The sequence below is a fragment of the Uliginosibacterium sp. H1 genome, assembly GCF_036017065.1.
GTDB lineage: Bacteria > Pseudomonadota > Gammaproteobacteria > Burkholderiales > Rhodocyclaceae > Uliginosibacterium.
Map to the genome: position 1 here is coordinate 356855 of NZ_JAYXHR010000001.1, position 22100 is coordinate 378954.

General features: G+C 63.9%; 21 protein-coding genes and 5 tRNA genes. 23 read left to right on the plus strand and 3 right to left on the minus strand.

The annotated features are described in order from the left end of the window. The first annotated feature begins 59 nt into the window (after positions 1-59). The 9 genes from flgK (at position 60) to VVD47_RS01655 (ending at position 6057) form a co-directional block, all read left to right on the plus strand. Positions 60-2000, plus strand: coding sequence for a flagellar hook-associated protein FlgK (gene flgK / locus VVD47_RS01615; RefSeq protein ID WP_327601656.1), 1941 nt, complete (start codon positions 60-62; stop codon positions 1998-2000). Positions 2001-2026: 26 nt separating this feature from the next. Beyond that, complete coding sequence (gene flgL / locus VVD47_RS01620) at positions 2027-3241, plus strand: flagellar hook-associated protein FlgL (RefSeq protein ID WP_327601657.1); 1215 nt, start codon at positions 2027-2029, stop codon at positions 3239-3241. A 15-nt stretch (positions 3242-3256) separates the two neighbouring features. Next, a complete protein-coding gene (locus VVD47_RS01625; protein ID WP_327601658.1) occupies positions 3257-3703 on the plus strand; it encodes a hypothetical protein in 447 nt (148 codons plus the stop codon). Between the two features lie 180 nt (positions 3704-3883). Then, positions 3884-4117, plus strand: coding sequence for a hypothetical protein (locus tag VVD47_RS01630; RefSeq protein WP_327601659.1), 234 nt, complete (start codon positions 3884-3886; stop codon positions 4115-4117). A gap of 83 nt (positions 4118-4200) precedes the next feature. Next, positions 4201-4276: transfer RNA gene (locus VVD47_RS01635), tRNA-Gly, on the plus strand. A gap of 76 nt (positions 4277-4352) precedes the next feature. Continuing rightward, a tRNA-Cys gene (locus VVD47_RS01640) sits at positions 4353-4426 on the plus strand. A gap of 21 nt (positions 4427-4447) precedes the next feature. Next, positions 4448-4523: transfer RNA gene (locus VVD47_RS01645), tRNA-Gly, on the plus strand. Positions 4524-4581: 58 nt separating this feature from the next. After that, positions 4582-5817: an alkaline phosphatase family protein gene (locus VVD47_RS01650; protein ID WP_327601660.1), complete on the plus strand. Its 1236-nt coding sequence runs from the start codon at positions 4582-4584 to the stop codon at positions 5815-5817. Between the two features lie 60 nt (positions 5818-5877). After that, positions 5878-6057, plus strand: a complete 180-nt coding sequence (locus VVD47_RS01655; protein WP_327601661.1) for a hypothetical protein — start codon at positions 5878-5880, stop codon at positions 6055-6057. On the opposite strand, the gene VVD47_RS01660 is transcribed toward VVD47_RS01655, so the two are convergent. Continuing rightward, a complete protein-coding gene (locus tag VVD47_RS01660; protein WP_327601662.1) occupies positions 6014-6436 on the minus strand; it encodes a DUF1178 family protein in 423 nt (140 codons plus the stop codon). The two genes, VVD47_RS01655 and VVD47_RS01660, sit on opposite strands and share 44 nt — an antisense overlap. Positions 6437-6549: 113 nt before the next feature. Between VVD47_RS01660 and VVD47_RS01665 the strand changes: the two genes are divergently transcribed. The 6 genes from VVD47_RS01665 to VVD47_RS01690 all read left to right on the plus strand — a co-directional run bounded on the left by VVD47_RS01665 (position 6550) and on the right by VVD47_RS01690 (position 10494). Beyond that, entirely contained in the window at positions 6550-7515 is a 966-nt protein-coding gene (locus VVD47_RS01665; RefSeq protein ID WP_327601663.1) for a tRNA dihydrouridine synthase, read from the plus strand. A gap of 9 nt (positions 7516-7524) precedes the next feature. Next, positions 7525-8184, plus strand: coding sequence for a tRNA (guanine(46)-N(7))-methyltransferase TrmB (trmB, locus tag VVD47_RS01670; RefSeq protein WP_327601664.1), 660 nt, complete (start codon positions 7525-7527; stop codon positions 8182-8184). Then, the gene (locus VVD47_RS01675) at positions 8177-8542 is read left to right on the plus strand and encodes a YkgJ family cysteine cluster protein (RefSeq protein WP_327601665.1); all 366 of its coding nucleotides are present in this window, start codon (positions 8177-8179) and stop codon (positions 8540-8542) included. Before trmB ends, VVD47_RS01675 begins: the two co-directional genes overlap by 8 nt. A 99-nt stretch (positions 8543-8641) precedes the next feature. After that, positions 8642-9232: a peroxiredoxin gene (locus VVD47_RS01680; protein WP_327601666.1), complete on the plus strand. Its 591-nt coding sequence runs from the start codon at positions 8642-8644 to the stop codon at positions 9230-9232. Beyond that, positions 9198-9677, plus strand: a complete 480-nt coding sequence (locus VVD47_RS01685; protein ID WP_327601667.1) for an FKBP-type peptidyl-prolyl cis-trans isomerase — start codon at positions 9198-9200, stop codon at positions 9675-9677. The genes VVD47_RS01680 and VVD47_RS01685 overlap by 35 nt, the downstream gene beginning before the upstream one ends. Positions 9678-9909: 232 nt before the next feature. Next, on the plus strand, positions 9910-10494 hold the full coding sequence (locus VVD47_RS01690; protein WP_443080916.1) for a C40 family peptidase: 585 nt from the start codon (positions 9910-9912) through the stop codon (positions 10492-10494). A 36-nt stretch (positions 10495-10530) separates the two neighbouring features. Here the strand turns inward: VVD47_RS01690 and VVD47_RS01695 are convergent, their stop codons facing one another. Beyond that, positions 10531-11889, minus strand: a complete 1359-nt coding sequence (locus VVD47_RS01695; protein WP_327601668.1) for an ExeA family protein — start codon at positions 11887-11889, stop codon at positions 10531-10533. Further along, on the minus strand, positions 11886-13361 hold the full coding sequence (locus VVD47_RS01700) for a sigma-54-dependent transcriptional regulator (RefSeq protein ID WP_327601669.1): 1476 nt from the start codon (positions 13359-13361) through the stop codon (positions 11886-11888). The genes VVD47_RS01695 and VVD47_RS01700 overlap by 4 nt, the downstream gene beginning before the upstream one ends. Before the next feature lie 222 nt (positions 13362-13583). On the opposite strand from VVD47_RS01700, the gene tig reads away from it, so the two are divergent. From tig to VVD47_RS01740, 8 genes are all read left to right on the plus strand, one after another. Next, positions 13584-14891, plus strand: coding sequence for a trigger factor (gene tig, locus VVD47_RS01705; RefSeq protein ID WP_327603166.1), 1308 nt, complete (start codon positions 13584-13586; stop codon positions 14889-14891). 23 nt (positions 14892-14914) lie between these two features. Next, the gene (clpP, locus tag VVD47_RS01710; protein WP_327601670.1) at positions 14915-15556 is read left to right on the plus strand and encodes an ATP-dependent Clp endopeptidase proteolytic subunit ClpP; all 642 of its coding nucleotides are present in this window, start codon (positions 14915-14917) and stop codon (positions 15554-15556) included. 35 nt (positions 15557-15591) lie between these two features. Then, positions 15592-16860 carry an ATP-dependent Clp protease ATP-binding subunit ClpX gene (clpX, locus tag VVD47_RS01715; protein ID WP_327601671.1) on the plus strand — a complete coding sequence of 423 codons (1269 nt, stop codon included), beginning with the start codon at positions 15592-15594 and terminating at the stop codon, positions 16858-16860. An 87-nt stretch (positions 16861-16947) separates the two neighbouring features. Further along, a complete protein-coding gene (gene lon, locus VVD47_RS01720; RefSeq protein WP_327601672.1) occupies positions 16948-19365 on the plus strand; it encodes an endopeptidase La in 2418 nt (805 codons plus the stop codon). 243 nt (positions 19366-19608) lie between these two features. Beyond that, positions 19609-19881 carry an HU family DNA-binding protein gene (locus VVD47_RS01725; protein ID WP_327603167.1) on the plus strand — a complete coding sequence of 91 codons (273 nt, stop codon included), beginning with the start codon at positions 19609-19611 and terminating at the stop codon, positions 19879-19881. Positions 19882-19914: 33 nt separating this feature from the next. Continuing rightward, positions 19915-19990, plus strand: a tRNA-Val gene (locus tag VVD47_RS01730). Between the two features lie 50 nt (positions 19991-20040). Next, positions 20041-20117 (plus strand) — tRNA-Asp (locus tag VVD47_RS01735). Positions 20118-20183: 66 nt separating this feature from the next. Continuing rightward, positions 20184-22091 (plus strand): SurA N-terminal domain-containing protein, encoded by a 1908-nt coding sequence (locus VVD47_RS01740; RefSeq protein WP_327601673.1) that lies wholly within the window; start codon positions 20184-20186, stop codon positions 22089-22091. The last annotated feature ends 9 nt before the right edge of the window (positions 22092-22100 follow it).

Genomic DNA, 22100 nt, shown 5'->3' on the forward strand with positions numbered 1-22100 from the left:
CGGCAAGCTGGCAAGGATTTTGCACTTACCCCTCCGAAGTCCCCTTCCGGAGTTGTGCCATGAGTATGCTGAGTATCGGTCTGACAGGTCTGAATGCCGCCCAGGCGGGCTTGACCACGGCCGGCCACAACATCACGAATGCGGGCGTTACCGGCTACACCCGGCAACAGGCCATCCAGGGCACCAACACGCCGATGTTCAGCGGTGCCGGCTTCTTCGGCCAGGGCACGCGCATCGAAACCGTCCGCCGCATGTACGACCAGTTCCTCGAAAACCAGGTGCTGGCGGCCGATACCTCGCGTGCGGAACTGGAAACGTACTCCTATGAAATCAACCAGATAGACAATCTTCTGGCGGACGAGACGGTAGGCTTGTCGCCCAGCCTGCAGGAGTTCTTCAAGGGTATCCAGGAAGTGGCGGCGAACGCGGCCAGCGTGCCGTCGCGCCAGTCCATGCTGTCGGCGTCCGAAGCGCTGGTGAGCCGCTTCCAGTCGCTGTACACACGCATGGAGGACATCCGCCACGGCGTGGAGTCGCAGATCACCCAGACGGTGACCGACATCAACGCGCTGGCGGGGCAGATCGCCCAGCTCAACCAGCAGATCGTGACCGCCCAGGTAGCCGGCCCCGGCGTGCCGGCCAACGACCTGCTGGACAAGCGTAACAACCTGATTGCAGAGCTGAATCGCCAGGTCCGCGTGAGTACGACGACGGAGGCGGATGGCTCGGTCAACGTGTTCATTGGCACCGGCCAGCCGCTGGTGGTGAATACGGACACCTTCACGCTGACCGCCAGCCCGTCCCCCGACGACATCTCGCGCCTGGCCGTGGGCTTGAGCATGCCCAACGGCACGGCCGTGGCCCTGCCGGAGTCGCTGGTCACCGGCGGCAACCTTGGCGGATTGCTGAAGTTCCGCAGCGAGTCGCTGGACAAGGCCCAGAACGCCATGGGGCGTATCGCCGTCGGCCTGACCGAAACCTTCAACGCGCAGCACCGCCTGGGGCAGGACCTGGACGGCAACATGGGCGGCAATTATTTCGTGCCGCTGACGCCGACCGTGCAAAATTTGCCGGCTCCCGGCACTGGCGTGCCGCCCACCGCGACCGTCACCGCCAGCATCACCTCGGTGTCGGCGCTGACCACGCAGGATTATCTGCTGAGCTACGACGGTACCAACTACCAGCTGCGCCACCAGTCCAACGGCGCCATCGTCTACAGCGGCGCGACCCTGCCGACCAACGTGGAAGGCATCTCCGTCTCGCTGGCCGCCGGGACCATCAACGCGGGCGACCGCTTCCTGATCCAGCCGACCCGTGCCGCGGCCGGCGCCATCGAGGTGGCCATCAAGGACACCCGACTGGTCGCCGCCGGCGCACCGATCCGCACGCTGACCGCCAATACCAACAGCGGCTCCGGCAGCATCACGCAGGGGACGGTGGTCAGCAACACCGGTATTGCGGCGACCGTGCCGCACATCGGCAACATCACGCTGACCTTCGATTCCGCCACCAACCAGTTCGTCCTCGGTGGCGCCGCGGCCGGCACGCTGGCCTACAACCCGTCTTCCGAGTCGTCCGGCAAGACCTTCACGCTGGCCTCGCCGAACATCTCCTTCCGGATTGCGGGCGCGCCCGGCAACGGCGACGTGTTTACCATCACGTCGAACGACAGCGGGGTGTCGGACAACCGCAATGCGGTGGCGCTGGGGCAACTGCAGTCCGCCAAGACCCTGATCGGCGGCGGCGCCAGCTACGAGTTTGCGTACTCGCAGCTCGTCGGTGACGTCGGCAGCAAGGCGCGCGAGGTGAAGGTCGGCGCGGAGGCCCAAGAGGCGCTGCTCGACCAGGCCAAGAGTGCGCAGCAATCGGTGTCGGGCGTGAACCTCGACGAGGAGGCGGCCAACCTCGTGCGCTTCCAGCAGGCCTACCAGGCGTCCGCGCGCGTGATGAACACCGCCAACACGCTGTTCAACGAAATCCTCGGCATCGCGCGCGGTTGATGAAGAGCCGGTAGCAGGAGCAAGTCATGCGTATATCCACCAGTCAGATCTTCAACACCAACGTCGCCACGATGAATCGCCAGGAGGCCAACCTCCTGCAACTGCAACAACAGCTTGCCCTGGGCAAGCGTGTGCTGCAGCCCAGCGACGACCCGGTGGCCGCTGCCCGTTCGCTGGAGGTGGCGCAGGCCGTCAGCCAGGTGGCCCAGCAGCAGGGCAACCAGGGTACGGCCAACGACTCCCTGTCCATCCTGGAGAGCAAGCTGGCTTCCATCGGCGAGCTCGTCACGTATGTGCGCGAGCGCGCCATCCAGGCCGGCAACGCCGCGCTGAACCCCGATGACCGCAAGGCGATCGCCACCGACCTGCGCGCGCAGTTCGAGAACCTGCTCGGGATTGCCAACACCACCGACGTGAATGGCGAATACCTGTTCGCCGGTTTCAAGGGAGACACGGTGCCCTTCGTGGGCAACATCGGCGGTGGCGTGAGCTACTTCGGGGACCAGGGGCAACGCGTGCTGCAGGTGTCCAGCACGCGCCAGATGCCGGTGAGCCAGAGCGGGCAGGAAGTGTTCATGAACATTCCCAACCTGAACGGCCGCTTCAACACCGCACCGGGCGCGACCAACTCGGGCGGCGCCATCATGTCCGATGGCGTGGTGACCGGCGCTTACGCCAACGGCCAGTACGGCATCCGCTTCACCGCCCCCGGCACCTACGCGGTTTTCGACCGCGCAGTGGACCCCGGCATGACGGGCGCGCCGATGGCCACGGGTGCCTACACCTCCGGCACCGCCATCGACCTGCCGCCGGCCCCGGCTGCGTCCCAGATCCAGGTGACCATCGCCGGCACGCCGGCAGCGGGCGACACCTTCACCATCGAGCCCGGTGGCAACACCGACATGTTCACGATCCTCCAGCAATTCACGCTGGCCCTGGAGAACACCACCGGCAGCGACTACCAGAACGCCGTGGTGGAGGCGCTGGGCCGGCTCGACAACGGGCTGGAGAACGTACTGAAGCTGCGCGCGCAGGTGGGTTCGCGCCAGGTCGAACTGGATGCGCTGAGCAACTCCGCGGAGGACCTGAATCTCCAGTATGCCGAACGGATGAACCGGCTGGTCGGCCTCAACTACACCGAGGCGGTCACCAACCTGACGCTGAACAACACCTTCCTCGAAGCCTCCCGCCAGTCCTTCTCGCGGGTCTCTCAGCTCAACCTGTTCAACTTCCTCGACTGAGGGAAGGGGCCAGCCATGCGCAGACTTTCAATCGCCGTCCTGGCATGCCTGCTGGCCGCCTGCAACGCGATCAGCGGCACCTATCCGCGCAGCGGCTCCATCATTCCGGATGCGTCCATCCAGCTCACGCCCGACTACGCGATCGCGCTGGCTGATGCAGTCATGATCGCGGGCGTGCTCTACCTTGCCTACCAGGTCGTCGATCCGCTGGCACCGGCCTGGGAGATCCGAGAAGTCCACCTGGCGGAAGACCGCGTCCAGTTCGACATGCAGATGCAGCGCATCAGCATGGGCGGTGACGGCGAGGCGCGTCTCGTCATGCAGCGCCGTGCCCGCGCGCTGGCCCGGCAGGGCGGCTATTCAGGTTTCGAGATCGTGTCCTACGCCGAGAGCCTGGACTCGCGCCTGTTTCTTCCCCGGCGCATGGCGGAAGCGGAAATACGTCTCACCCGGCCGCTCTGACCGGTGGGCGGAAATCCCCTGTTGTGCGCTGCGGCGTGACGACCGTCACAAGGCATCCCCGATGCGAACTTGATTGAAATACTGAGATTGTCTGGACTGCAGATACTTGGCACAAAGGCATCGCACAGGTCTCCGTTTCTTCCTCGTGCGGCGCATCCTCCACCAGACAGGAGCTGCAGCATGTTCGAACGTCGCCGTCGTTTGCAGTCCAGCAGTGATTTTGTACAGGCCCAACGCGCACTGCGCGGAGGTGAAGCCATTCCCGCCTTGCCCGGCCTGCTCGCGCAGATAGAAGCCTGTCGCAGCGAGATGCAGCGCAGCCGTCGTCATCGCGACGAAGTCGACGACGTGCCGGTCGCAGTGGTCGTCGAAGACGACGAGGAGCAGGCCGACGGCTACGAGCTCGTGGCTTGATTCGCACCGACGGGGCGAAGACGTCCGATGTAATTTCGTCCTTGACTTCTCGCGAACGCGCATTACAATGCACGACTCCTGTTGCGGGAGTAGCTCAGTTGGTAGAGCGCAACCTTGCCAAGGTTGAGGTCGCGAGTTCGAGACTCGTCTCCCGCTCCAGAAAAAATTCAGGGGAAAGCAACGCTTTCCCCTTTTAGTTGCAAACCGGCTGTCGAAAGATGGCGCAGGTAGGCGGGGCGCGGTAGCAAAGCGGTTATGCACCGGATTGCAAATCCGTGTAGGTCGGTTCGACTCCGGCCCGCGCCTCCAGCAGGTTGTTGTGTAGTGCATGCGGGAGTAGCTCAGTTGGTAGAGCGCAACCTTGCCAAGGTTGAGGTCGCGAGTTCGAGACTCGTCTCCCGCTCCAGATAAAAGAAAAAAGGGGAAGGCTACGGCCTTCCCCTTTTTGTTTTCCGTGCCGTCGTATGGATGTCTCGCAATCGCAGCGCTTGCAGGCCGCGCTGGCGCCCTTGTCCGGTGTGGGTGCCGACTACGTGCTCCCGGACTACGCAGGCAGGGGCCTGTTCAACCTGGCCGTCTCGCTGGCGCGCGTCTGTGGTGCCTCGGTCCCTCCCGAATATGCCGATCTGCTGCTGGCGGATGGACGCAGGGCGTCGGCGGCGTGGGAGCGGTTCCCGACGCTGGTGTTCTTCCTGGTCGATGGCATGGGTGACCTCATGCTTCATCGCAACCGCGATGTCGCGCCCAACCTGTGGCGCCATCGCCAGCAGGCCATCACCTCCGTCTTCCCGTCCACGACGGCGACCGCCATCACCACCCTTATGACGGCGGAGCCGGCAGCGGTGCATGGTCTGCTGGGCTGGTTCGTGCGCGACGAGCGAAGCGGGCAGATCGTCGCGCCACTACCGATGCGCCATCGCACAGGGGGCCCGGTTACCGATACGGGCATCGTGGACCGGCTGCTGCGCGTCGAACCGATGCTGGCCCGCGCGCGGCGCAAGCCCGCTTTCGTCACCCTGCCGGAACTGGCGGAAGGGCCTTATGCCCGCCGGCACGGCGCCGCTGCAAGCGTGTGGACCTACCCGGAGCTCACGGAGCTTACGGCTGCTGTGATGCGTGCCGTGAATGGCGCGGACGGCGCTGGCTTCGTGTATGCGTACACGCCTTTGCTGGATGCGACAGCGCATGACCACGGCATCGATTCGGCAGCGGTGCGCGAGGTGCTGGCGCGCGTGGATCAGTGCTTCGTCGAGTTGTGCGAGCGCTTGCCGCAGGCGCTCGTCGTTGCGACTGCCGACCATGGGTTCATCGACTGCCCGGAATCACGTTGTATCGACCTGGCCGCACATCGCCAGCTCTACGCCATGCTGCGCGCGCCGCTCAGTGGTGAGCGCCGCGCGGCCTATTGCCATGTGAAGCCGCAGTATGTCGAAACGTTTGGTGCAGCCGTGATGGCCGAACTGGGCCATGCGGTGCTGGCGGTCAGGACCCGCGAGGCACGGGCGGCTGGATTGTTCGGGCCCGGCGTCCCCGTGACGGTGGAGGATCCGGCGGGCGACTGGATACTGATCGCGCGTGATGACTGGACCGTGCGCGACGTATTGCCTGGCGAGAATGCGTACCGGATGATCGGCGTGCATGGCGGCCTGACACCGCAGGAGATGCGCGTGCCGCTCGTCGTGCGCGAGCCGGCTGACTGACATTTTCCCGAAACCGGGCTGTCAGCCCGCTGTCACGCAGCCGCCCTAGCATGCGTGCACATGAAGACACTCATCGAACTGTGGCGGGCTGCATCCGGGCAGGCGGAGACGACCTTCGAGGCCGTGCTGGGGGAGTTCTTTCCGCTCAGCTATGTGCCGGACCGCGTCGAGCCCTGCGAGCCGGAAAGCCGGGATTTCAGTGCAGGCCTTTCTTCGGGCCTGGAACTGGCAGCACGCTGACCCCTTCTTCCAGCAGTTCGCGCATGTCCTGCGCGGATGCCGTGCCGCGGATGCTGCGGTCTTCCGCATCGCCGTGGTGAATGCGCCGTGCTTCTTCCGGAAAGCGGGCGCCGACGTCCTCGGCGTGCTCGGCCTGCTTCTTCAGCGTTTCGATCAATTGGGTGAGCAGCCCGTGCGACGCATCCGGCTGGCTGTCGGAGGCGCTGGCGCGTTGCGGGCTGCCGCGCTGAACCAACGACGGGGCGGAGGGTAGGCGACGGATCTCCTGGTTGCTGCAACTGGGGCAGGCGACCTGACCTGATGCGCATTGCTGCTCGAACTGTTCGGCCGAGGCGAACCAGCCCTCGAAACGGTGTTCCCGCGCACAGCAGAGATCCATCACTATCACTTGCAGACTTCCCGAGGATGGCCGGCCGTGCCGGCGAGGGCGGCAAGATAGCATGGGGCTGGGGGTAGAATCGCGCCCTTCCTGTTTTGCCTGCAACCCGTTTCGTGTCCCGCCTGTTTCTTGCGCCCATGGAGGGTCTGGTCGACGAGGTGATGCGTGCCACGCTCACCGAGGCGGCGCCCTACGATGCCTGCGTCACCGAGTTCGCCCGCGTGGCCGGCTCGGCGCTGCCGGCAAAATTCTTCACGCGTATCGCGCCGGAACTGCATACCCGCAGCCGTACCGCAGCGGGCACGCCGGTCAAGGTGCAGTTGCTCGGCTCGGACCCCGGCCGTCTGGCAGAGAGTGCGCTGACGCTGGCCCAGCTTGCGCCGGCAGGGATCGACCTGAATTTCGGCTGCCCGGCGCCGACGGTCAATCGTCATCGCGGTGGCGCCGTACTGCTGGACGAGCCGGAGCTGTTGCATCGCATCCTGCTGGCCGTGCGTGCGGCGGTGCCGCCATCCATGCCGGTCACCGCCAAGATGCGTCTGGGCATGCGCGACACCTCGCGTGCGCTGGAGGCAGCCTGCGCGCTTGCCGATGGCGGCGCCGGAGAGCTGGTCGTGCACGCCCGTACCAAGGAGGACGGATATCGTCCGCCGGCGCATTGGCCGTGGATCGCACGCATCGCCGAGGCGGTGAGCGTGCCGGTGATCGCCAATGGCGAGGTGTGGACGCTGGACGACTACCGTCGTTGCCGCAGCGAGAGCGGCCGTTGCGACGTCATGCTGGGGCGTGGCGCGGTGGCGGATCCTTTCCTGGTGGAACGCATCCGCGCGGCGCAGGCAGGCGCCGTCGTGCGCAGCCATGACGAGGACTGGTCGCGGCTGCATCCCTTGATCGAGCGCTTCTGGGCGCGCGTGCTGGACAAGGTGGAGCCGCGGCATGCGCCGGGGCGCCTCAAGCAATGGCTCAACCTGCTGCGCCGACACTACGCGCAGGCCGGGCTGCTCTACGACGCCATCCGCCCGCTGCGTGATCCCGCTGCCGTGTCGAACGTCCTGCAGCAGGCCGTCGTGCTCGCCTGAGCGCTTGCGATGTACGCGAATTCCCGTTCCATCCAGTCCGCCCAGGAGACGCCGCACGAACGTCTGGCCGAGATCGTGCAGCGGCATCGCGACCACGCTTTCCAGCGGCCGATCGCCGCGCATGCCCGCCAGGCCTTCGAACGCCTGAAGGCCCACTGGCACCCGTCGCAGCCGTTGGTGCTGGATGCGGGCTGTGGTGTCGGAGCCAGCAGCCTGCAACTGGCAAAGGCGATGCCTGAAGCCTTCGTCGTCGGCGTCGACCAGTCCGGGCATCGGCTCGGTCGCGGCAAGGAAGGCCCCTTGCCCGGCAACCTGCTGCTGCTGCGGACAGATCTGGTCGACTTCTGGCGCCTGATGGCCCACGAAGGCGTCCACCTGCACCGGCACTACCTGTTGTACCCGAATCCCTGGCCGAAGATTGGCCAGGTGCAGCGGCGCTGGCACGCGCACCCGGTTTTTCCTTTCCTGCTGCAGCTCGGCGGGGTGCTGGAGTGCCGCAGCAACTGGAAGGTGTACGTCGAGGAACTGGCGGTCGCCATTGCAGTGTTGAGAGGCATTCATCCGGCAGTGGAGCGTTTCGAGGCGGGCGCGCCGCTGACGCCCTTCGAGCGCAAGTACCGGGATTCGGGCCAGGAGCTCTACCGTCTGCAGGTGGAACTGGATGTCTGAACCGGCACCGTTTGATGCACTCAACCCCTGCACCAGTTGCGGGGCTTGCTGTGCGTCGGTGCGGGTGAGCTTCCACCGCAGCCAGCTCGACACGGAGCCGGGAGGGTACGTGCCCACGGAGCTGGCTGACGAAGAGAGTGCCAGCATGTGCCGCATGCGCGGCACCGACCATGCACGGCCACGTTGCGTGGCACTGATCGGCAAGGTGGGGGCCGAAGTGCGTTGTGGCATCTACGAATACCGTCCCGACCCCTGTCGAGATTTTCATGCGCATGGAGTGCATGGCATCCGCAACGAGGCATGCAACCGCGCGCGTGCGCGGCACGGCTTGCGTCCACTGGCCGACGCCGATCAGTAACGAGGCTGAATTCTCATCATTCGCGCGACTCGCCTTGTGCTCGCTGCACACCTCGTCTATCCCGACAGAGGGCAGCACGCTAAACAGTGGGGAGGCAAGATGGGCAACACGGTTTCAGTTCTCGCCAATGGCTCGGGCCCGCAGGCCGGGGTAGAATCCATGCCGTCCCGCGTGTCACCGATTGGCGAGGGGGAGAGCGCACCGTTGTTCTGTCTGCTCGATGCCGACATGGAACTGTTCGATCTCCACGAGGTACTCAATCATCAGATGGCGGTGCTGCATTTTTATCCGCGCGATGCCATGCCTTCGAGCACGCGGCTTGCCATCGGCTTCTCCGATCTGGATGAAGGATTCACCCGTTGCGGTGCGCGGGTCGCGGTAGTGAGTCTGGACAGTTGTGCGACCCATGCGGAGTTTCGCGACGAGCATGGTGTGGCCTTGCAACTGTTGTCGGATGAGGATGGCGAGGTGTCCCGACTGTTCGGCCTGTGGGACGCAAACGGCGCAAAGAATGGATCGAAGTCGAGTGCCATGCGGCGCGCGACTTGCATCATCGGACGCGATGGAATCGTCCATCGTGTGTTTAATGAAGCGCCCACGCGGGAATTGCCCGCGCAGGTGCTTGAGTATGTGAAGCAAATTTCTGGGAGCTGGAATGGAAATCGTCAAGAACACCGTCGTCACGCTTGATTACACCGTGCGGGATACGCAGGGAAACATGGTTGACGATGGCGCGCAGCCGCTGGTCTATCTGCATGGTGGCTACGACGGGATCTTCCCCTTGCTGGAAGAAGCACTGCACGGCAAGAAGACCGGTGACAAGTTCCAGATCAAGCTGCAGCCGGACGACGCTTTCGGCGACTACGACGAGTCCCTCGTCATGGTGGAAGAGCGCGCGCTGTTCCCCGACACCATCGAGATCGGCATGGCCTTCGAGCGCGTGGGCGAAGATGGCGAGGACGACATGATCTTCCGCGTGACCGACATCGAAGGTGACAAGGTGGTGGTGGACGGCAACCACCCGCTGGCCGGTGAGGCGCTGGTGTTCGATGTGACCGTTTCCGAAGTGCGCGCCGCGAGCGCCGAGGAAGTCACCCATGGCCACGTCCATGGCCCGCATGGCCACCATCACTGATCGACCTGCTTGATCGTTTTGATCCGTCGTTGTGATTCGCTTTAAACAGGCCGCCATGCGGCCTGTTTCATTTCATGGGCGCTGCCTGTTCCTGCAACCGTGATCCGTCGTCGATGGGCCAGCGATCCGTCGTGTGAGGCCCTGCCGGATGCCGGTGCAGAGCTAACCGTTTATCCCTGCTGTCGGATCAAGGGTTTACAGGTTCGCCGGGGCGCCGCTATAGTCCGGCCCCATGCGTTTGGCTAAAAGCTATTTTCTCGTCCTATGTTTCGCGCTGGCTACGGCCGCGCGGGCAGAGCCCGTGCCGACCGCAGGCGAGCAGCCGGGCGGCATGCTGGAGTCCGCCCAGCAGGCGTTGAACGCAACCCGCAGCAATATCGAGAGCCTGGTGGATCGGGGCATGAACTTCCTGGGCATGCGCTACCGGTTCGGTGGTACCGGCCCGGAAAGCGGCGGCTTCGATTGCAGCGGCCTGGTGCGCCGGGTGTTCGGCGATGCGCTGGGCCTGGGCTTGCCTCGCACGGCTGCCGAGATGGCGAAGCTGGGCGACAAGGTCGGCAAGTCTGACCTGAAGCCGGGTGACCTGGTGTTCTTCAACACCATGCGTCGCACCTTCTCGCATGTCGGTATCTACCTTGGCGAGAATCGCTTCCTGCATGCCCCGTCGAAGGGAGGCGCGGTGCGCATCGAAAGCATGGACACTGCCTATTGGCAGAAGCGCTTCAACGGTGCGCGTCGCATCATGCCGGAGGCGGAGGCCGCCCAGCCGGCAGTCGTGGTGCCGGCTTCCACCGTATCGCACGCTGCTTCTCAATAAGCGCCGGCCGCATCCGGGCGGCACTTCTGCTTTTCCCTACCTGAATACCTTGTAGCTGCGCACGTAGGCGCCGCTGCCGCGTAGCCATGCCGGCATCGCCGCCAGTGCGCGAGCGGCGCTGGCCTGATCGGCGTAGTTGCCGTAGATCACGCCCAGGCGGGGGCGGCCGGATGCAGCAGAGCTGTAGACCAGCAACGCCTCTGGATCGATTTCCTGACCGGCACGGCTGATGAAGCTGTCCACAGCCGCAGTGTCCTGAGGATTCGCGGTGAGCAACTGGATGAACCAGTGGTCCACCGGTCGTTCGGCGATGAGTGGCCTGGCTGTGGCGATACGCTCATCGAGGGAGCGCGGAGGCGAGGCCGGCGCACTGGATGCTGGCTTGAGCGCCGTAGGCCCCGATGCATCCGCTGCGGTGGCGGTCGCGGGGAGACTTGCGGCGACGGGGGCGGCAGAAGGTGCAGGCGCTGCAGCAGCTGCTTCGGGTGCTGACGGCCGGTTGACCAGCCAGATGCCCGCGGCGGCCAGCCCGGCAGCGCAGAGGGCGGCAATGGTCCATCCATGCCGGCGCCCGGAGCCGAAAACGGTTGGCGGATAGCCCGCATCCCGGATTGCCAGCCTTGCCTGCTTGCGACCGATGTGATGGGTGCCGTCGGCGTAGGCCGCGGTCAGGGCTTTGTCGGCCAGGATATTGAGACGGCGCGTGAGGCCGGCGGCCGCGCCTGAAATACTCCGCAGCGCGCCGCGGCTGAACGGGTCCGGGCCGCGATAGCCTGCCGCGTGCAGCCGGAAGCGCAGGTACTCGCTGGCTTCCCGCTGGCCCAGCGGACGCAGGGCAAAGCGTTGGGTGATGCGTTCGCGCAGTGAGCGCATCTCACGGCTGGCGAGCAAGGTGTCGAGTTCGGGTTGGCCGAACAGCACGATCTGCAGCAGCTTGCGGGTCGGTGATTCGAGGTTGGACAGCAGGCGCACCTGCTCAAGCGTGGCGGCTGGCATCGCATGCGCTTCGTCGACCATCAGTACGACGCGGCGGCCTTCCGCATGCAACTCGACGAGGCGTGCCTCGATGCTGCGCAGCGCAGTGAGCGCCTCGACTTTCCCCACCCCCAGTTCCAGCGCCAGCGTGGCGAGCAGGTCTTCCGGGCTCAGGCTCGGATTGGACAGGTAGATGACGCGCGCTTCCGCATCCAGCCGCTCCAGCAGCATGCGCGCGAGCATGGTCTTGCCCGTGCCCACCTCGCCGCTGACCATGACGATGCCCTCGTCGTGGGTCACTGCAAATTGCAAGGCGTGCAGCATTGCGCCGCGCTGTGCGCCGGAGAAGAAATACTCGAGTTGCGGCGTGATGCGGAACGGCGGTTCGCGCAGCCCGAAATGCTCCAGGTAGATCGTCATTGTCCGTTCCAGCCGGCGTCCGGGCTGTCCAGGCCGATGCCTTCGCCGTGCCGTGCCAGGGTTTCCATGCGGTTGTAGAGCGTCGACCGGTTGATGCCCAGCATGCGGGCGGCCTGGCTCATGTTGCCGCGCGCCAGGTGCAGGGCGGCGGCGATGTGCTCGCGCTCGACACGTCGCAGGGCGGCATCGAGATCAATGCCGCCTTCCCGCCGCAGCGTTTCGAGCAGGCTCGTTTCCGTCGAAGGAGGGAGCGGCGACTCCCGGGTGGGTGGAGGAAGGTCTGGTGGGCCGTCCAGTTCCAGCTCGGCCTCCAGTTGCGAGACATTGACCCGATCTCCCGGGTATCGCGACAGCAGGCGGATGACGATGTTGCGCAACTCGCGCACATTGCCGGGAAAGTCGTAGGACAGCCAGCGGCTCCGGGCCTCGTCGTCGAGGCTGAACGCAGTCGCTCCCATCTGTTGCGCCAGATCGCGCCGCAGCGCGTCCAGCAAGAGCAGGCGATCCTGGCCCAGCTCTCGCAAAGGCGGCATGGCCAGCACCAACACCCCGAGGCGATGGAAAAGGTCGGAACGGAAGCGTCCACTGCGGACTTCCTGACGCAGGTCGCGGTTCGTCGCGGCGACGATGCGCGCCTTCAGCTGGCGGGTCTGCGTTTCGCCGACGCGCTGGAAGTCTCCGGTTTCCAGAACGCGCAACAGTTTGGGCTGCAGCTCCAGCGGCAACTCGCCGATCTCGTCCAGCAACAGCGTGCCGCCAGCGGCTTCTTCGAAGTACCCCGGCTGGGCACCGATCGCGCCGGTATAAGCCCCCCGCGCATAACCGAACAACGTCGCCTCGATGAGTCCGGGGGCGATGGCGGCGCAGTTGAGCGCCAGGAAAGGGCCGTCCGCCTGCGGGCTGCATTCGTGCAGGGCGCGGGCGGCAAGCTCCTTGCCGACGCCCGACTCACCGGTGATCAACACGGGAAAGCGCGCCGGCGCGAGTTGCAGGATACGTGCGCGGCTGCCCTGGGCTGCAGGGCTGTCGCCGAGGATACGGAGCAGGGCGGGGGGCAGTTCCTTGCCTTCGTCTTCCTGCTGGCGCAGGCGTGCAGCACGGAACAAGGCCACCCGCAGCGGTTCCGGCTGCGCGGGTTTGGCGATGAAATCCAGCGCCCCGAGCGTGCGCGCGTGGCGCGCATTGCTGTCGTCGTTCTGGCCGGACAGGACGATGATCTTGCAGGCGGGTGAGATCGCCAGCAGCTCGCCGATGAGTGCCAACCCCTCGTCGGGGCGATGCGGGATCGGGGGCAAGCCGAGGTCCACCAGCGCCACATCCGGCCCGCCAGCGATTGTCCGGGCCAGGCTGGCGGCGTCGCTGCGGCTCCCGGCTGCATGAATCCGGAAACTGTCTCCCAGGAGGTAACGCAGGGTTTCGACGATCAAAGGATCATCGTCGACGACCAGCAGGGAGGGCGGGGTGTCTGCCATGACTGGTAGAAATGGTGCCGGGACAGGGTGTGCGTCGAGTGTAGCGCAGCGTCAGCGGGCGCCGGGCCGGGGGTTTCTGCTAAAATCGCCGCGTTTCGTCTTTGTGTTGCCAGGGGTGCTGCCGTTGGCCAGCCAACCGCGCAGCCCTGCGTCCAACCCAGAGGGGCGCGGCGGCGGAAGGTTGCCGGCGCGATCCCTGCCCGTTTTTCAATAGGAATTCTCATGCAAACCAACGAAGTGACGCAGGGCGCCCTGGCGCGCCGCATCGATATGGCCGTTTCGATGGCCGATGTCGAGAAGGATGTCGAGTCTCGCCTGAAGAAGCTGGCACGTACCGTCAAGATGCACGGGTTCCGTCCGGGCAAGGTGCCGCTGAAGATCGTCGAGCAGACCTACGGTCCGCAAGTCCGCTCCGAAGCCATCGGTGCCGCCGTCGAGCGCGTGTTTGGCGAGAAGGTGCGCGAGCAGAACCTGCGCGTTGCCGGCTATCCCGACATCCAGCCGGCTGACGCCAGCGCTGAAGGAACCCTGGCGTTCTCGGCCACGTTCGAGGTCTATCCGGAAGTGAAGCTGGGCGACCTGTCCGCCAAGGAAATCGAGCGCCCGGTGCTGGAGATCGGCGAAGCCGAAGTCGACCGCACCCTGGAAGTGCTGCGCAAGCAGCGCGCGACCTTCGAAGCGGTGGATCGTGCTTCGCAACCTGAAGACCGCATCGTGATCGATTTCACGGGCCGCAAGGACGGCGTGGTGTTCGATGGTGGCCAGGCGACCGATTTCCCGGTGGTCGTGGGTGGTGGCCAGATGCTGCCGGAATTCGATGTGCAGCTCCACGGTGCCAAGGCGGGTGAAACCCGTCAGTTTGACCTGACCTTCCCGGCTGAGTACCAGGCCGCTGACCTGGCCGGTAAAACCGTGCAGTTCGAAATCACCGTCAAGCGCGTCGAAGCTGCCGTGCTGCCGGAAGTGGACGCCGCCTTCGCCAAGACCCTGGGCATTGCCGATGGTGACATCGCCCGCATGCGTGAGGAAGTGAAGACCAACCTCGAGCGTGAAGCCAAGCGTCGCGTGCAGGTGCGCGTGCGCGACCAGGTGCTGGATGCCCTGATCGACGCGACCGCCTTCGACGTGCCGAAGGCGCTGATCGATGCCGAAGCCCAGCGCATGGCCGAAGCTGCTCGCCAGGATCTGGTGCAGCGTGGCATTGATGCCAAGAATGTGCCGGTCGAGGCTGGCTGGTTTACCGAACAGGCCATCCGTCGGGTAAAGCTTGGACTGATTGTTGCCGAAATGGTGAAGGACAACGATCTGCAGGCGAAGCCGGAACAGGTCCGCGAACGCGTGCAGGAAATGGCGCAAAGCTATGAACAACCGGCCGAATTCGTGAAGTGGTTCTATTCGCAACGCGATCGTCTGTCCGGTGTCGAAGACCTGGTGGTCGAAGAAAACGTCGTCGCATGGGTATTGAGCCGTGCCAAGGCCAGCGATAAAGTGGTGTCGTTCGATGAGCTGATGGGCAACGCCCAGGCTTGATTTGGAGACTTTCGGAACAGCAGATGAGCCAACACTTCTTCGGGTCCGGCAATACGCCGGTGGGTCTCGGCCTCGTGCCGATGGTGGTCGAACAGAGTGGTCGCGGTGAACGCGCCTACGATATCTACTCGCGCCTGCTCAAAGAGCGGGTGGTGTTCCTGGTCGGCCCGGTAACCGATGACACGGCCAACCTGATCGTGGCGCAGCTGCTGTTCCTGGAGTCCGAGAATCCGGACAAGGACATCTACTTCTATATCAATTCACCTGGCGGGTCGGTGACCGCCGGCATGGCGATCTACGACACCATGCAGTTCATCAAGCCGGACGTCAGCACGTTGTGCGTGGGACAGGCCGCCAGCATGGGGGCCTTCCTGCTCGCGGCGGGCGCGAAGGGCAAGCGGTTCTCGCTGCCGAATTCCCGCGTGATGATCCACCAGCCACTGGGCGGCTTCCAGGGGCAGGCGTCGGACATCGAGATCCATGCCCGCGAAATCCTGACCCTGCGTGGCAAGCTCAATGACATGCTGGCGCATCACACCGGACAACCGGTGGACCGGATCGAGCGCGATACCGATCGCGACAACTTCATGTCCGCCAAGGACGCAATGGAATACGGCATCGTTGACAAGGTGCTGGCAAGCCGGTCCGAAGCAGCGGCTGGCTGAGCACACGGATACACCGCGGTAAAGAGGGCGGCAAGATGACTGACAAGAAGGCCGGGAGCGGCGAAAAGCTCCTTTACTGCTCGTTCTGCGGCAAGAGCCAGCATGAGGTCCGCAAGCTGATTGCGGGTCCTTCGGTATTCATCTGCGATGAATGCATCGAGCTGTGCAACGACATCATCCGCGACGAGATCGGCAGCGATACCGCCACCCGCATGGACAAGGGCGACCTGCCCACGCCACGTGAGATCGGCGAGCTGCTCGACCAGTATGTGATCGGCCAGGTGGCTGCCAAGCGCATTCTTGCGGTGGCGGTGTACAACCATTACAAGCGCCTGCGCCACATTGGCAAGACCGACGAGGTCGAGCTGGCCAAGAGCAACATCCTGCTGATCGGACCGACCGGTTCCGGCAAGACGCTGCTGGCCCAGACCCTGGCCCGCCTGCTGAACGTGCCCTTCGTGATGGCCGATGCCACGACCCTGACCGAAGCCGGCTATGTCGGCGAGGACGTCGAGAACATCATCCAGAAGCTGTTGCAGAAGTGCGACTATGACGTGGAGCGCGCGCAGCAGGGCATCGTCTATATCGACGAGATCGACAAGATCTCGCGCAAGTCGGACAACCCCTCCATCACGCGCGACGTCTCCGGCGAAGGCGTGCAACAGGCATTGCTGAAGCTCATCGAGGGCACGATTGCCTCGGTGCCGCCGCAAGGTGGCCGCAAGCATCCGAACCAGGATTTCGTCCAGGTCGACACGACCAACATCCTGTTCATCTGCGGCGGCGCCTTCGACGGGCTGGAGAAGGTCATCCGCAACCGGACGGAGCAGGTCGGCATCGGTTTTGGCGCCGAAGTGCGCAGCCGCAGCGAAGTCGCGGTGTCCGAAGCCCTGCAACAGGTGGAGCCGGAAGATCTGGTGCGCTACGGCCTGATCCCGGAATTCATCGGCCGTCTGCCGGTCGTCGCCACCCTGCACGAGCTGGACGAGGAGGCTTTGATCGAAATCCTCATCGAGCCGAAGAACGCGCTGGTCAAGCAGTACCAGAAACTCTTTGCGATGGAAGGCGTCGAACTGGACATCCGTCCGGCGGCGCTGCATGCGGTTGCCCGCAAGGCGATCAAGCGCAAGACGGGCGCGCGCGGTCTGCGCTCCATTCTTGAAGGCACGCTGCTGGACATCATGTACGAGTTGCCCAGCCTCGAGAACGTGGAAAAAGTGGTCGTGGACGACAGCGCGATCGAAGGTAACGGCAAGCCGATCCTTATTTACGCCGATCAGCCCAAGGTGTCAGGTTCCAACTGATCGGTTCAAATGGGGCGGTTCAGGCACGAAGCTTGAATCGTCCTTCGTAGCCCCCATATGCTGGGGGTACCTTTCGAAGGAACCAACATGTCGAACAAGCCCGAGCTCCCCCCTGAGACCATAGAACTCGCACTGCTCCCGCTGCGGGATGTGGTGGTGTTCCCGCACATGGTCATTCCGCTGTTCGTGGGCCGCCCCAAGTCGATCAAGGCCCTCGAAACTTCCATGGAGTCCGGCAAGAGCATCCTGCTGGTGGCGCAGAAGTCTGCCGCCAAGGACGAGCCCAGCGCCGATGACCTCTACGACATCGGCTGTATTGCCAACATCCTGCAGATGCTGAAGCTGCCGGATGGCACCGTTAAGGTGCTGGTTGAAGGTACCCAGCGCGCCCGCGTGGAGCAGGTCGAGGACCAGCGTACGGTGTTCGTCGCCCGTGTGACGCCGATCCCCGGTGCCGAGATGGGTACGCACGAGATCGAAGCGATGCGTCGCGCGATCATCAGCCAGTTCGACCAGTACGTGAAGCTCAACAAGAAGATTCCGCCGGAGATCCTCACTTCGCTGGCGGGGATCGACGAAGCCGGGCGCCTGGCCGACACCATCGCTGCGCACCTGCCGTTGAAGCTTGAACAGAAACAAGCAGTGCTGGAACTGTTCGACATCGGCCAGCGGCTTGAGAAGCTGCTGGCCCAGCTCGAGACCGAGCTGGATATCCTGCAGGTGGAAAAGCGCATCCGCGGTCGCGTCAAGCGCCAGATGGAGAAGAGCCAGCGCGAGTACTACCTCAACGAACAGGTCAAGGCGATCCAGAAGGAACTCGGCGAAGGCGAAGACGGCGCCGATCTGGAAGAACTCGACAAAAAGATCAAGACCGCCGGCATGTCGAAGGAAGCGACCGCCAAGGCCCAGGCCGAGCTGAAGAAGCTGCGCCTGATGTCGCCGATGTCGGCCGAAGCCACCGTGGTCCGCAATTTCATCGAGACGCTGACCGGCCTGCCGTGGAAGAAGAAGTCCCGCATCAGCAAGGATCTGGGCGAAGCCCAGAAGGTGCTGGACAAGGATCACTTCGGCCTCGACAAGGTCAAGGAACGCATCCTCGAATACCTCGCCGTGCAACAGCGCGTCGACAAGTTGAAGGCGCCGATCCTGTGCCTCGTCGGCCCCCCCGGCGTGGGCAAGACCTCGCTCGGCCAGTCGATCGCCAAGGCGACGAACCGCAAATTCGTGCGCATGTCGCTGGGCGGCGTGCGTGATGAAGCGGAGATCCGTGGTCACCGCCGTACCTACATCGGTTCGATGCCGGGCAAGATCCTGCAGAACATGACCAAGGTGCAGGTGCGCAATCCGCTTTTCCTGCTCGACGAAGTCGACAAGATGGGCATGGATTTCCGCGGCGACCCGAGTTCCGCATTGCTGGAAGTGCTGGATCCGGAGCAGAACGCGACCTTCGTCGACCACTACGTGGAAGTCGAATACGACCTGTCCGATGTGATGTTCGTGGCCACGGCCAACTCGCTGAACATCCCGGCGCCGCTGCTCGACCGCATGGAGATCATCCGCCTGTCCGGTTACACGGAAGAGGAGAAGGTCAACATCGCCCAGCGCTATCTGCTGCCGAAGCAGATGAAGAACAACGGTCTCAAGACCACCGAGTTGTCGGTCACCGAGGACGCGCTGCGCGACATGATCCGCTACTACACCCGCGAAGCCGGCGTGCGTAGCCTGGAGCGTGAAGTCTCCAAGGTGTGCCGCAAGGTCATCAAGGGGCTCGTGCTGCGCAAGCGTTCCAGCAAGATCGTGGTGAACGCCAAGAACCTGGAGAAGTACCTGGGAGTGCGCCGCTACAGCTTCGGCGTAGCGGAGAAGGAAAACCAGGTCGGCCAGGTGACAGGTCTGGCGTGGACCGAAGTGGGTGGCGAGCTGCTGACCATCGAATCGGTGGTGTTGCCCGGCAAGGGCAAGATCATGACCACCGGCAAGCTGGGTGAAGTCATGCAGGAGTCCATCCAGGCCGCGCTGTCGGTCGTGCGCAAGCGCGCGCGGCAGCTGGGTATCCAGGACGGGTTCTACGAGAAGAGCGACATCCATATCCACTTGCCGGAAGGCGCGACACCGAAGGACGGTCCGTCTGCCGGCATCGCCATCGCGACAGCGCTGACTTCAGTGCTGACGGGTATTCCGGTGCGTGCCGATGTTGCGATGACGGGTGAAATCACCCTGCGTGGCGAGGTCCTGGCAATCGGCGGGCTGAAGGAAAAACTGCTTGCTGCGGTTCGTGGTGGCATTCGCACCGCGCTGATCCCGGAGGAAAACGTCAAGGATCTGAGCGAGCTGCCTGAAGACATCAAGGACCGTATCGAGATCGTCCCGGTGAAATGGTTCGATCAGGTGCTGGAGCGTGCGCTGGAGCGTCAGCCAGAGGCATTGCCCGACAAAGAGGAGGCGCCTGCCGTGGCAGTCGCTTCGGGCGACGCGGGTACGCCGGGAACCGTCGTGACGCATTGAGCCCGATGCAATTTGCATGAGACGGGAAAGGCAGTCCTGAACGGACTGCCTTTTTTTATGCATTTGTGAGCCATCTTTGTGCAGGTCCGATTCGCTGCAAAGCCGCTTGACACAAGGATTTTGGCCTTGTTATAAGTTCCGAGGCAGTCTTCAATGCAGCATGGCATCGTGCGTCGAGGCGTGTTGCGTAGCCAGTCGTTCCCGTTGTCTGTCCATGACCTGATAATCACAGAGGGGGTTTCCGTGAACAAATCCGAACTGATTGAAGTTATCGCCAAGCAGGCTGACATCTCCAAGGCGGCTGCGGGCCGTGCACTGGATTCGGCTGTGGCTGCCATCAAGCAATCGCTCAAGAAGGGCAACGACGTTACCTTGGTCGGTTTCGGTACCTTTTCGGTGGGCAAGCGCGCAGCGCGCACTGGCCGCAATCCCCGCACCGGCGCCACGATCAAGATCAAGGCTGCCAAGGTTCCCAAGTTCCGTCCTGGCAAAGCGCTCAAAGATGCTGTAAACTAATGCGCCTTTGGTGGCCGTGTTGTCGCCAAGCGTGGGTGCTTAGCTCAGCTGGTAGAGCGTCGCCCTTACAAGGCGAATGTCGGGGGTTCGATCCCCTCAGCACCCACCAAGCATGAGTTTTACCCCGTGTCGCCTGGCAGGCGGCACGAACACAACCGAGGAGTGGTAGTTCAGTCGGTTAGAATACCGGCCTGTCACGCCGGGGGTCGCGGGTTCGAGTCCCGTCCACTCCGCCAGTAGTAGCGAGGAAGGCGAACGGAAGTTCGCCTTTTTTGTATCCAACGCTTACCGATTGATCTGTCATGTTCGACGCCGTCCGCAACAACAAGAAGATCGTCCAGATCTTTCTTGCCCTGATCACGATTCCTTTCGCGCTGTGGGGTCTAGAGTCCTATACCAACCTGTCGAGTACGGCAGGCGGCGTAGCGGCGACGGTCGGCAAGGCCGAAATCAGCGAGGCTGAACTCAAAGACGCGCTGAGTCGCCAGCAGGAGCAATTGCGCGAGCAATACGGTCCGGCCGCGGCTGAAATCGCGCAGAGCACGGCTTTCCGTACGGGCGTGCTGGATCGCCTGATCAACGAGCGCGCGGTGGACAACAAGGTCAAGAGCGCCCGTCTGCTGGTGCCCGATGCACTGGTGCGCGACACGATCCTGAATTTCCAGGAATTCAAGAACGACGAAGGCAAGTTCTCCCGCGAGAAGTATTCGGCCGAGTTGCGCGCGCGTGGCATGACCGAGACCGCATTCGAGGAGCGCGTCCGGGTCGGTCTGGCGGAACAGATGCTGCTGGGCCCCATCGTGCAGAGTGCGCGTGCGCCGCGCAGCGTCCTGGAGCGCTGGATCGCACTGCAGGATGAAGAGCGCGAAGTGGCCGAGCTGCATATCGATGCCAAGCCCTTCGAGGCGAAGGTCAAGCTGGCCGATGACGCGGCTCAAAAGTACTACGACGCCAATCGGGCCGAGTTCGAAGTGCCCGAGCAGGTCAAGGTCGAGTACGTTGCGCTGTCTGCCGAAGACCTTGCCAAGCAGGTGAAGGTTAGCGATGAAGAAGCGCGCAAGTGGTACAGCGACAATGCCGCCCGCTATCGCGAGGCGGAAGAGCGTCGTGCCAGTCATATCCTGATCACGGCTGATCGTGGCGCGCCCAAGGATGTCCGCGATGCGGCCCGCAAGAAGGCCGAAGAGGTGCTTGCGCAGGTTCGTGCCAATCCGGCTGACTTCGGCAAGCTCGCCAAGACTGCATCGCAGGATCCGAGCAGCGCGGCGAACAATGGTGATCTGGGCTTCTTCGCGCGCGGCGCGATGGTCAAGCCTTTCGAGGACGCCACTTTCGAACTGAAGAAGGGTGAGATCAGCGGCATCGTCGAGTCCGACTTCGGCTATCACATCATCCAGCTCACAGACGTGCGTGGCGGAACGGCCAAGCCCTTCGAGGCGGCGCGTGCCGAGATCGTCGATGAACTGACCCGCCAGGCGGGCAGCAAGCGCTACAGCGAGGCCGCCGAACAGTTCACCAATCTCGTGTATGAGCAATCCGACAGCCTGAAGCCGGCAGCCGACAAGCTGGGCCTGGCGATCCAGAAGTCGGAGTGGCTGAGCAAAGGCCAGGTCCCGCCCGGCATTCTCGGCAACGCCAAATTGCAAGGCGCGATCTTCAATGCCGACAACATCAAGGACCAGCGCAATACCGAGGCCGTCGACGTCGGTGCCGGTACCCTCGTGTCGGCCCGCGTAACCGAGCACAAGGCGGCTGAGTTGCGGCCCTTCGAACAGGCCAAGCCCTTGATCGAGAGCCGGCTGGTTGCCGACGAAGCCACCAAGCTGGCCAAGGCCGATGGCGAGGCAAAGCTGGCGCAATTGGCAAAGGGTGAGAAGCTGAGCCTGGGCTGGGGTGCCAGCAACAAGCTGAAGCGTGGCGCCGGCTTGATGCCCGAAGCGCAGAAGGCGGTGTTCGGTGCGCCTTCGGACAAGCTGCCTGCCTATGTCGGTGTTGCTTCCCCGGTGGGCGGCTATTCCCTGTACCGCATCGACCGTGTCAGCAAGCCGGTGGTCGCGGCCAACGATCCGCGCTTCGAAGGCACGGGTGCGGCTTATACCCGACTCGCCGGCGAGCTCGATTCGCGCGCTTACATCAGCGCACTGCGTGACAAGCTGGGAGTCAAGATCAACGCTGCGCCCGTGGTGTCCGAAGAGATCCCCGCAGAGTAAGCAGAGCGT